The sequence below is a fragment of the Streptococcus sp. genome, from assembly GCF_019414905.1.
Classification (GTDB): Bacteria; Bacillota; Bacilli; order Lactobacillales; family Streptococcaceae; genus Streptococcus.
Map to the genome: position 1 here is coordinate 4,065 of NZ_DXLC01000095.1, position 10,873 is coordinate 14,937.

At 42.8% G+C, this 10,873-nt stretch carries 10 protein-coding genes; 5 read left to right on the forward strand and 5 right to left on the reverse strand.

Annotated features, from left to right (window positions below):
* Positions 1-134: 134 nt before the first annotated feature.
* From cysS to ugpC, 4 genes are all read left to right on the forward strand, one after another.
* Entirely contained in the window at positions 135-1,478 is a 1,344-nt protein-coding gene (gene cysS, locus QZ359_RS02695) for a cysteine--tRNA ligase (protein ID WP_293958037.1), read from the forward strand.
* Positions 1,471-1,857, forward strand: a complete 387-nt coding sequence (locus tag QZ359_RS02700; protein WP_049522399.1) for a Mini-ribonuclease 3 — start codon at positions 1,471-1,473, stop codon at positions 1,855-1,857. Before cysS ends, QZ359_RS02700 begins: the two co-directional genes overlap by 8 nt.
* A gap of 3 nt (positions 1,858-1,860) precedes the next feature.
* The gene (locus QZ359_RS02705; RefSeq protein ID WP_293958040.1) at positions 1,861-2,730 is read left to right on the forward strand and encodes a PucR family transcriptional regulator; all 870 of its coding nucleotides are present in this window, start codon (positions 1,861-1,863) and stop codon (positions 2,728-2,730) included.
* A 112-nt stretch (positions 2,731-2,842) separates the two neighbouring features.
* Positions 2,843-3,973, forward strand: a complete 1,131-nt coding sequence (gene ugpC, locus QZ359_RS02710) for a sn-glycerol-3-phosphate ABC transporter ATP-binding protein UgpC (RefSeq protein ID WP_000229949.1) — start codon at positions 2,843-2,845, stop codon at positions 3,971-3,973.
* A gap of 95 nt (positions 3,974-4,068) precedes the next feature.
* On the opposite strand, the gene QZ359_RS02715 is transcribed toward ugpC, so the two are convergent.
* The 5 genes from QZ359_RS02715 to QZ359_RS02735 all read right to left on the reverse strand — a co-directional run bounded on the left by QZ359_RS02715 (position 4,069) and on the right by QZ359_RS02735 (position 8,323).
* Positions 4,069-5,259 (reverse strand): oxidoreductase, encoded by a 1,191-nt coding sequence (locus QZ359_RS02715; protein ID WP_293958044.1) that lies wholly within the window; start codon positions 5,257-5,259, stop codon positions 4,069-4,071.
* A gap of 141 nt (positions 5,260-5,400) precedes the next feature.
* Positions 5,401-6,060, reverse strand: a complete 660-nt coding sequence (locus tag QZ359_RS02720; protein ID WP_203212855.1) for an amino acid ABC transporter permease — start codon at positions 6,058-6,060, stop codon at positions 5,401-5,403.
* 9 nt (positions 6,061-6,069) lie between these two features.
* The gene (locus tag QZ359_RS02725; protein WP_000131137.1) at positions 6,070-6,747 is read right to left on the reverse strand and encodes an amino acid ABC transporter permease; all 678 of its coding nucleotides are present in this window, start codon (positions 6,745-6,747) and stop codon (positions 6,070-6,072) included.
* A 12-nt stretch (positions 6,748-6,759) separates the two neighbouring features.
* Entirely contained in the window at positions 6,760-7,554 is a 795-nt protein-coding gene (locus QZ359_RS02730) for a transporter substrate-binding domain-containing protein (RefSeq protein WP_000726158.1), read from the reverse strand.
* 10 nt (positions 7,555-7,564) lie between these two features.
* Positions 7,565-8,323 (reverse strand): amino acid ABC transporter ATP-binding protein, encoded by a 759-nt coding sequence (locus tag QZ359_RS02735; RefSeq protein ID WP_237447261.1) that lies wholly within the window; start codon positions 8,321-8,323, stop codon positions 7,565-7,567.
* A 176-nt stretch (positions 8,324-8,499) separates the two neighbouring features.
* Between QZ359_RS02735 and recJ the strand changes: the two genes are divergently transcribed.
* Positions 8,500-10,722 (forward strand): single-stranded-DNA-specific exonuclease RecJ, encoded by a 2,223-nt coding sequence (gene recJ / locus QZ359_RS02740; RefSeq protein WP_293958050.1) that lies wholly within the window; start codon positions 8,500-8,502, stop codon positions 10,720-10,722.
* The last annotated feature ends 151 nt before the right edge of the window (positions 10,723-10,873 follow it).

A 10,873-nucleotide genomic window follows, 5' to 3' on the forward strand; every position in this document is an offset into this window, starting at 1 on the left:
GACTCAGGTGGTTTATCTGAATGAGAAAGGAGCAAGGGATTCCGAAGTTTAGAGACATTCGGACCGAAATTCAATTGAACTCTTAGTGATGAAACTAATTGTTCTTGGATTTTGGATTTCCTGACTATTATTTTATGATTAAAATCTATGACACCATGTCTCGTGATTTGCGAGAATTTGTCCCAATCGAAGACGGTAAGGTTAAGATGTATGTCTGTGGGCCAACCGTGTACAACTATATTCACGTGGGCAATGCCCGTTCGACGGTAGCTTTTGATACCATTCGTCGCTATTTTGAGTATCGTGGGTACGAGGTTGCCTATATTTCCAATTTTACGGATGTGGATGATAAGATTATCAACCGTGCCAAGGAAGAAGGTATCACGCCTCAGGAGGTTGCGGACAAGTACATTGCTGCCTTTCGTGAGGATGTGACGGCTTTGGGCGTCAAGCCTGCGACTCGCCATCCTCGTGTAGTGGAGTTTATGGCGGATATTATCCGTTTCGTGGAAGACTTGATTGAAAAAGGCTTTGCCTACGAGAGTCAAGGGGATGTCTACTTCCGTGTAGAAAAATCTCACAACTATGCCAAGTTGGCCAATAAAACCTTGGAAGATTTGGAGTTAGGTGCTTCAGGTCGTACCGATGAAGAAACGGCTCGTAAGGAAAATCCTGTAGACTTTGCCCTCTGGAAATCTGCCAAACCAGGCGAGATTTCTTGGGATAGCCCTTGGGGACCTGGTCGTCCGGGCTGGCATATCGAGTGTTCAGTCATGTCGACAGAGATTTTAGGTGATACCATTGATATTCACGGTGGTGGAGCCGACCTAGAGTTTCCTCACCATACTAATGAAATTGCCCAGTCAGAAGCCAAAACTGGTAAGACCTTTGCCAATTATTGGATGCACAATGGCTTTGTCAATATCGACAATGTCAAGATGTCTAAGTCCTTGGGCAACTTTATCACAGTCCATGATGCCCTTAAAACCATTGATGGCCAGGTGCTTCGTTTCTTCTTTGCGACTCAACACTACCGTAAGCCTATCAACTTTACAGAAAAGGCAGTGCGCGATGCTGAGACTAATCTCAAGTATCTAAAGAACACCTACGAGCAACCATTTTCTGGGACTGTAGATATTCAAGAGTTACAGGCCTTTAAAGATAAGTTTGTGTCTGCAATGGATGAAGATTTTAACGCTGCTAACGGTATCACAGTCATCTTTGAAATGGCCAAGTGGATTAACTCTGGCAATTATGATGCAAGTGCTAAGGAAGCTCTTGCGGATATGTTAGAAGTCTTTGGAATTGTCTTTGTTGAGGAAGTTTTGGACGCTGAGATCGAATCCTTGATTCAAAAACGCCAAGAAGCGCGTGCCAATCGTGACTTTGCCATAGCGGACCAAATCCGTGACCAATTGGCAGAACAAGGGATTAAGCTACTTGACACCAAGGATGGAGTGAGGTGGACACGTGATTGATGTCAATCTCATTAACGGGATTGCGTTAGCTTTTGAGGGGGACGCGGTGTATTCTATGTATATTCGTCGTCACCTCATTCTTAAAGGCATGACCAAACCCAATAAACTCCATCAAGAAGCGACCAAGTATGTCTCAGCCAAAGCTCAGGCTCGCCTGATTTCCCTTATGTTGGAGGAGCAAGTCCTAACGGAAAAAGAAGAAGAAATCTATAAACGTGGTCGCAATACCAATAGTCACACCAAGGCCAAAAATGCTGATGTGGTGACTTACCGTATGTCCACAGGTTTTGAAGCCGTCATGGGCTATCTCCATATGACTGATAATCTAGAACGTCTTGAGAGCTTGATTTCGTGGTGCATCCAAAAAGTGGAGGGCTAGGACATGATGGCAAAAGAACTACAAGACTGGTTTCCTGAAGCTCAGATTTCAGACCAACCAGTAGAGAAAGAAGGCTATCTAACTCTTCCTTTAGCTTCTCAGCAGTGGATTTTGCTGGAGGTAGCTGGGCTCAGCGAGCGTGAAAAGCAGTTGGTTGCTCTTTTGACCCAGCAGGAGCAGGCTCGTTCGCTCAATCCTTGGTATTCTTATCTGATTGAGGGGAAGGGACAGGCACCACAAGCTTTTAAAAAGATTCAGCTGGTTTACTGTCATCTTTCCTATTTTCAGCAGGAAAATCTAGTTTCTTGGCTAGATATGATGCGGACTCTTTTTCCTAACTGTCAGACAGTGCTTCAGGTCGGAGCTCAGGATTATGTTTTCGTGCTTCAACAAGATAAGTACACCTCTGTCCGAGCTATTTTAAGTGATACGATTGAAGCGGTTGAGTATGACTTTGGACTGCGTCTCTCTATTATGTTAGGACAGGTTTGGTCTCAGACGGTCCATCAAGCCCTATCAGACTTAATCAAAGCGGAGCGCGATTTGTTCAAGACTTGGTGGCGTCAGGGCCACCAAGGTGTTCATACTTTTTCTCAGCTCTATCTTTGGAGTATGGGAGAAAGGCTTGTGGATTTGAGAGTAATCAAGGAATGTCTCCATCAGATGATTTTGGATCAAGACCAGATTCAGGAAATCATTCTCTCGCTTTGGGAAAATAGTGCTGTTCTCACTAAAACAGCCCAGCAACTCTACCTGCACCGCAATTCTCTCCAATACAAGATTGACAAATGGGAAGAATTGACAGGGCTTCAGTTGAAGGAATTGACTGACCTGACCTTGTGTTATCAGTTGATTTTACCAGATATTTTATAAAGTTTTGTGCAAGTTGCACAGAACTTTTTTGTTTTTTTGGTCACCTTGCCATAGAAATGTAAAGCGTTTTCATCTATAATAAAACTATCAAAAGACAAAAGGAGTTCACCTCATGGTAGAATTGAATCTTAAAAACATTTACAAAAAATATCCAAACAGCGAACACTACTCAGTTGAAGACTTCAACTTGGACATCAAAGACAAAGAATTTATCGTTTTCGTAGGTCCTTCAGGATGTGGTAAATCAACTACTCTTCGTATGATCGCAGGTCTTGAAGATATTACAGAAGGAACTGCATCTATCGATGGCGTGGTTGTCAACGACGTAGCTCCAAAAGACCGTGACATCGCCATGGTATTCCAGAACTACGCTCTTTACCCACATATGACTGTTTATGACAACATGGCTTTCGGTTTGAAATTGCGTAAATACAGCAAAGAAGATATCGACAAACGTGTTCAAGAAGCAGCTGAAATCCTTGGATTGAAAGAATTCTTGGAACGTAAACCAGCTGACCTTTCAGGTGGTCAACGTCAACGTGTTGCCATGGGTCGTGCAATCGTCCGTGATGCAAAAGTGTTCTTGATGGACGAACCTTTGTCAAACTTGGATGCCAAACTTCGTGTATCAATGCGTGCTGAAATTGCGAAAATCCACCGTCGTATCGGAGCTACAACTATCTACGTAACTCACGACCAAACAGAAGCGATGACACTGGCAGACCGTATCGTTATCATGTCAGCAACTAAGAACCCTGCTGGTACAGGTACTATCGGACGTGTAGAACAAATCGGTACCCCTCAAGAAGTTTACAAAAACCCAGTTAACAAATTCGTAGCAGGATTCATCGGAAGCCCAGCTATGAACTTTATCAACGTGAAATTGGTTGGTAGCGAAATTATTTCTGACGGTTTCCGTTTGAAAGTTCCAGAAGGTGCTTTGAAAGTTCTTCGTGAAAAAGGCTACGAAGGTAAAGAATTGATCTTCGGTATCCGTCCAGAAGACGTGAATGCAGAACCTGCTTTCCTTGAAACATTCCCAGAATCAGTTGTCAAAGCTACTATCTCTGTATCAGAATTGCTTGGTTCAGAATCTCACCTTTACTGCCAAGTTGGTAAAGACGAATTTGTTGCAAAAGTGGATGCTCGTGACTACTTGCAAACAGGTGCAACAGTTGAACTTGGATTTGACTTGAACAAAGCACACTTCTTCGATGTAGAAACTGAAAAAACAGTCTACTAAGATAAATGAAACTCAAAACACTGCTAGAAATCTGGCAGTGTTTTTTGAGATTGCGTAGAAAAAACTCCTGGGAAATTCCAGGAGGGTATGATTGATTATTTGAACTTGAATCCTTCGTAAATAAGCTCTGCTTTTGGATTTTCTTTCTTAATTTGTTTGGCAAGTGACTTCATCATAGAATGAGGACCACACATATAGACGCTTGCATGTTCGGTCACTTCTTCTTGCTCAAAATTAAGATAGCCGTCTTTCCTACTGTCTACTAGATGGAGTTCAAAATTAGGATTTTTCTGAGCATAGTCACGAAGCAAATCTAGATAGACTGCATTTTCCTCTCCACGGAAGCTATAGTAGAAGTGAACCTGTTTATCTAAAATAGGATGTTCACGGATATAAGAGATGAAGGGGGTGATCCCAATACCTCCAGCAATCCAAACTTGATTTTCTCGTCCTTCTTCTATAATCATGTGTCCGTAAGCTCTGTCTACGCTTACTTTGCTGCCGACTTGAAGATTGTCATAGATATTCTTGGTATGGTCGCCTGAATTTTTAACAATAAAGTAAAGAGTTTGACCATGACCTCCTGAGATAGAAAAAGGATGCGGAGCGCTTTCAAAGCCTTCTTGGAAAATCTTTAGGAAGGCAAATTGTCCTGATTGATAGTTGAAAGGTCTGCTAAGATGGATTTGAATTTCTTTAGTATCGTGATTTAAGCGTTTGAGATTGGTAATTTTCCCTAGATAGGGGAAGCCAATCTTTTGATAAAGGAAGATGATATAAAAACCAGCCAGTAATCCTAAAAGGGCATAGCTACCAACAAGAAAACTTAGAAGATTAAATGTAAGGAGGAGATTGCCCATCATCATGTAGACATGAAAGAGTCCGAAAATATAAGCTAGATAAACCAGACGGTGAATCCATCGCCAAGCTTCGTATTGGATGTATTTGCCTAAATAGGCGACAAGGATGATACTGACAAAGATATAGATGGCAAGGTTACCAAACTGAGCAGCTAAACGAGAGCCCCACAAACCGCCCATACTAAAGTTATGAAAGATGAGTAGGATGATGGAGAGAAAGGCTGTGAATTTGTGGACAGTATAGACCTTCTCCAAACCGTGAAACCAGCTTTCTAGTAGTGGGAGACGAGTGGCTAGGATAAAAGTCAGAGATAGGCTTGTTAAAGCTAGTCCTGGAATCATGAATTGGGGATAAGTGTTCATCCAAGTCAAAATAGTCAAGATAAAACTAGCTATGATAAAGAGTAGTCCTTTGATTGATTTCATAGAAAATTCCATTTCATTAAGATTTTAATTTGTTGTAAACAAGTTTGTGACATTTTATCATAGAAAAAGTATGGTGTCAAATTGAGGTCTATAAATATCTACTATCAAAAAAACTCTCCAATTTAACTGGAGAGTTGCTGTTTATTCTGCGGCTTGTTTCCAACGTTTTGCTAGCATATGAGATAGGCTCGAAATTGCTAGGTTGAAGCTGAAGTAGATGAGGGCAATCAGGATATAAAGACTAAACACTTGCTCTGGTTCGAAATAACGTCCCATGAGAATTTGGCTGGCTCCAAAGAGTTCTTGTAGGGCGATAACAGAGTAGAGAAGACTGGTATCCTTAATCACGGTTACAAACTGAGAAATGATGGCTGGCAACATTTTACGAATTGCTTGTGGGAGAATGATGTGGTAGAGGATTTGGGCTGAAGTGAATCCTTGCGACATTCCTGCTTCGTACTGTCCCTTGTCTACAGCATTGAGGCCACCTCGGATAATCTCAGCTAGAGCTGCTGAGGTAAAGAGAGTGAAGGCAGTGATTCCTGCTGGTGTGGATTTCATTTTGAAAACTAAAAAGATAGTGAAAATCCAGAGGAGGTTGGGAACGTTACGCACAAACTCGATGTAAATGCTGGAGATGATGCGCAAGATAGGATTTTTGCCATTTCTCATGACAGCTAGCACCGTACCGATAAGGGTAGAGAGGACGATGGCAATCAGAGAAATGTATAGGGTCAAGCCAAATCCTTTAAAGATAAAGACTAGGTTATCTGGGGTCAAAACTTCTAAAATGGATTCCATAGTAACCTCCTAAAGTGAATAGGCTTTTTTGTTGGCCTGCTCCATCTTGCGACCAAACTGGGCAACAGGGAAGCAAAGAGAGAAGTAGAGCAGGGCAGCGCCTAAAAATGCTGGAATGTAGTTTCCGTTAAGTGCTGACCAAGACTTGGTCACAAACATCAAGTCCACTCCAGAGATGATGGCAACTGTAGAGGTGTTCTTGATGAGGTTGACGATTTGGTTGGTCAAAGGAGGGAGAATGATACGAAAGGCCTGAGGCAAGATAATCAAGCGCATGGCACTGATATAGGTAAAACCTTGCGACAGGGCGGCCTCCATCTGACCGCTAGGAATAGACTGAATGCCTGAGCGAATAACCTCAGCGATATAGGCGCCGTGATAGAGTCCCACGCAGAGAACAGCTGTCCAATAAATCGGAATCATGATGATATGGTCACTGATAAGAGGTAGGCCATAAAAAACGATAACAAACTGCACCAAAAGGGGAGTATTTTGGTAAAATTCGACAAAGATACGAGCTAAAATGCGCAAAATTGGACGTTTGCTGGTTGACATGGCTCCAAAGAAGATGCCCAAAACCATGGCGAGGATAAAGGATCCAATCGCTAGGGCAAGGGTGAAGAGGAAACCATTGAAAAATTGTCCAAAATCCTGAAAATAGGCTGTCCAAGATGATAAATCTGTCATGGGGTGTCCTCCTTAATCTGCAGTATGGCTGGATGGTTTCAGCTTGTAACGGTCATAGAGTTTTTGCAAACTGCCATCCTTGCTCCATTTAGTAACCAAGTTATCGAGATAGTCGTTGAGCTCGGTATTTGATTTCTTGGTAACGATACCGTAGTCAGATGGCTTGAAACTATCATCTAGTAGTACTGTGCGTTTGCTGATGTAGCCAGACAGAATCGAGCGATCAACGGAAAAGGCATCAATACGGTGAGCGTGTAAGGAAGTAATCAATTCTGGGTAGGAACCAAGTTCGACGAATTTAAAGGTCAGACCTTTCTTTTTACCCAGTTCAGTAATCAGGCGTTGGGTAATGGAACCTTGAGCAACCCCGATGGTTTTTCCGTTTAAGTCCTCAATGCTTTTGATTTTGGCAGACTTATTGACCAAAAAGCCAGAAGCGTCCGTGTAGTAAGGGCTGGTAAAGTTGTAGAGTTTTTTGCGTTCGTCTGTGATGGTAAAGGTCGCGATATCCATATCGACCTGTTCGTTGTCTAGAAGGGGGCCACGGGTTTGTGCTGTAACCGGCACATAGCGAATCTTGACCTTGAGTTCATCAGCTACCATCTTGGCCAAGTCCGTTTCGATACCAGAATAGGTCCCTGTCTTGGGATTCTTGTAACCGAAATTGGGAACGTCTTGTTTCACACCGACAACCAGCTCACCTCTCTTTTGAATGTCTGCGACACTAGTATCAGCCTGGACTGGTTTTGCAGCAGCAAGGCCGAAAAGGCTAATCAATATTGCTGATAAAAAGAATTTCTTTTTCATAGGCACCTCCTTATTTGACTTTGTCACTTTCGTGGTTGATGATTTTACTGAGGAATTGTTGGGCACGAGGTTCGCTTGGATTGTCGAAAAAGTCATCGACATCTGTCGTATCCACCAAAACCTCTCCGTCAGCCATAAAGATGATGCGGTCAGCAACTTCACGGGCGAAGCCCATTTCATGGGTCACGACAATCATATTCATACCATCGTGGGCTAATTTTTGCATAACTGCCAGAACATCGCCGATGGTTTCAGGGTCAAGAGCAGATGTTGGCTCATCAAAGAGGAGGAGTTCAGGATGCATAGCGAGTCCACGTGCGATGGCAATCCGTTGTTTTTGTCCACCAGATAGCATGGCTGGATAAGAATCTTTCTTGTCCCACATATTTACAAATTCCAGATATTTTTGGGCTGTTTTTTCAGCTTCTTTTTTATCAATTCCTAGAACTTTTATGGGTGCGAGTGTTACGTTTTCTAACACCGTTTTGTGTGGATAGAGGTTAAAATGCTGGAAAACCATGCCAACTTCTTTACGAAGAGGCACCAAATCTTTCTGGTTGGCACCAGCAACTTGGTGACCATTTACTAGAAGACTTCCCTTGTCGATAGCCTCTAAACCATTAATCGTACGGATAAGAGTGGACTTCCCAGAACCAGAAGGTCCAAGGAGTACAACGACTTGCCCTTTTTCAAAACGGAGATTGATGTCGCGGAGTGCGTGGTAGTCTCCGTAATATTTTTCGACGTGTTCAAATTCTACTAAAGCCATAAGAAATCTCCTTTGTGTTAGATTTTATAACATGATTCTACACCAAAAGATTTTTCTTGTCAAATCATATCAGAAAAAAGTTAGTAAAATTTTTGTAGAAAGCAATCAGGATAGAGAAAAAGCCTAAATCATGTTATAATGAAGCAATAGAATTCTTAGAAAGAGTGGATGTCTTGTTGATAACACCTACTTATGAATGGCAGTTTGCCCCGCAAGTAGAAGATGCGGATTTTACAAAGATAGCCAAGAAGGCTGGACTGGGTCCTGAGGTGGCTCGGTTATTATTTGAAAGAGGGATTCAGGACCAAGAAAGTCTAAAGAAGTTCTTAGAACCTTCTTTGGAAGACTTGCACGATCCCTATCTGCTCCATGATATGGACAAGGCAGTAGAACGGATTCGTCAGGCCATTGAAGAAGGGGAAAATATTCTCATCTATGGAGACTATGATGCGGATGGTATGACTTCGGCTTCTATTGTGAAGGAAAGTTTGGAACAGCTTGGTGCTGAGTGCCGGGTTTATCTGCCCAATCGTTTTACCGACGGTTATGGACCTAATGCCAGTGTTTATAAATATTTTATCGAGCAAGAAGGAATTTCCTTGATTGTGACAGTGGACAATGGGGTTGCGGGTCACGAGGCTATTGAATTGGCCCAGTCTATGGGAGTGGATGTCATTGTGACTGACCATCATTCCATGCCTGAAACCTTACCAGATGCCTATGCCATTGTCCATCCTGAACATCCGGATGCGGACTATCCTTTCAAATATTTGGCTGGTTGTGGAGTGGCCTTCAAGCTGGCTTGTGCCCTGTTAGAAGAAGTACAAGTGGAATTGCTTGATTTGGTCGCTATTGGTACCATTGCAGATATGGTTAGTTTGACGGATGAAAACCGTATCTTGGTTCAATATGGTCTAGAAATGCTGGGGCATACTCAGCGCATTGGTTTACAAGAAATGCTGGACATGGCTGGGATTGCCGCCAACGAAGTAACAGAAGAAACGGTTGGTTTCCAGATTGCCCCTCGTTTGAATGCCTTGGGCCGCTTGGATGATCCCAATCCTGCCATTGATTTGCTGACTGGGTTTGATGATGAGGAAGCGCACGAGATTGCCCTTATGATTCATCAGAAAAACGAAGAGCGCAAGGAAATTGTCCAGTCTATCTATGAAGAAGCTAAGACCATGGTGGACTCTGAGAAGAAGGTTCAAGTCTTGGCCAAGGAAGGTTGGAATCCTGGGGTTCTAGGAATCGTGGCTGGTCGTTTGCTGGAAGAACTAGGGCAGACAGTCATCGTTCTTAATATAGAAGACGGTCGTGCCAAGGGTAGTGCTCGTAGTGTGGAAGCGGTCGATATTTTTGAGGCTCTGGATCCTCATCGAGATCTTTTTATCGCCTTTGGTGGCCATGCTGGTGCAGCTGGCATGACGCTGGAAGTGGAGAAACTCTCAGATTTATCTCAAGTCTTGGAAGACTATGTCCGTGAAAAAGGTGCAGATGCTGCTGGCAAGAACAAGTTAAATCTAGATGAAGAACTGGATTTGGAGACACTTAGCTTGGAAACGGTCAAAAGTTTTGAACGTTTGGCACCTTTTGGAATGGATAATCAGAAACCTGTCTTTTATATCAAGGATTTTCAGGTCGAAAGTGCCCGTACTATGGGAGCAGGCAACGCCCATCTCAAGCTGAAAATTTCCAAGGGTGAGGCGAGTTTTGAAGTGGTAGCCTTTGGACAAGGCAGATGGGCAACAGAGTTTGCTCAAACCAAGAATCTAGAGTTGGCAGTCAAATTGTCTGTCAACCAATGGAATGGCCAAACTGCCCTGCAGTTGATGATGGTGGATGCGCGTGTGGAGGGTGTTCAACTCTTTAACATCCGTGGGAAGAATGCAGCCTTGCCAGAAGGAGTTCCAGTCTTGGATTTTGCTGGAGAATTACCAAGTCTAGTAAATAGTGGAGCTATTGTCGTGAAAACCATTCCTGAGGATATTACTCAGCTGAAGACCATTTTTCAGGAACAGAATTTTTCTGCTGTTTATTTCAAAAATGATATTGACAAGGCCTACTATCTGACAGGCTATGGGACTAGAGAGCAGTTTGCCAAATTGTACAAGACCATCTACCAGTTCCCAGAGTTTGATATTCGCTACAAACTGAAGGATTTGGCTGCCTATCTCAATATCCAACAAATCTTGCTGGTCAAGATGATTCAAGTGTTTGAAGAGCTAGGCTTTGTGACAATCAAAGATGGTGTCATGACAGTCAATAAAGAGGCACCAAAGCGGGAGATAGGAGAAAGTCAAATTTACCAAAATCTCAAACAAACCGTCAAAGACCAAGAAATGATGGCGCTGGGTACTGTGCAAGAAATTTATGACTTTTTAATGGAAAAAGAGTAGAAGTAGGAAAGAGTTGGGCAACCAGCTCTTTTTTGAAAACAAATCTTCATTTTGAAAATCATCAAAAAAATGGTATAATGGTAGGAAAAGATTCGGCTAATACTCAATGAAAATCAAAGAGCAAACTAGGAAGCTAGCCGCAGGTTGCTCA

Bases quoted from the DNA above. Each gene is read 5' to 3' on its own strand.
- QZ359_RS02730 (WP_000726158.1), bottom strand. From the start codon at position 7,554: ATGAAAAAGAAATTCTTTTTATCAGCAATATTGATTAGCCTTTTCGGC.
- QZ359_RS02705 (WP_293958040.1), top strand. From the start codon at position 1,861: ATGATGGCAAAAGAACTACAAGACTGGTTTCCTGAAGCTCAGATTTCA.
- QZ359_RS02715 (WP_293958044.1), bottom strand. From the start codon at position 5,259: ATGAAATCAATCAAAGGACTACTCTTTATCATAGCTAGTTTTATCTTG.
- QZ359_RS02735 (WP_237447261.1), bottom strand. From the start codon at position 8,323: ATGGCTTTAGTAGAATTTGAACACGTCGAAAAATATTACGGAGACTAC.
- ugpC (WP_000229949.1), top strand. From the start codon at position 2,843: ATGGTAGAATTGAATCTTAAAAACATTTACAAAAAATATCCAAACAGC.
- cysS (WP_293958037.1), top strand. From the start codon at position 135: ATGATTAAAATCTATGACACCATGTCTCGTGATTTGCGAGAATTTGTC.
- QZ359_RS02725 (WP_000131137.1), bottom strand. From the start codon at position 6,747: ATGACAGATTTATCATCTTGGACAGCCTATTTTCAGGATTTTGGACAA.
- QZ359_RS02720 (WP_203212855.1), bottom strand. From the start codon at position 6,060: ATGGAATCCATTTTAGAAGTTTTGACCCCAGATAACCTAGTCTTTATC.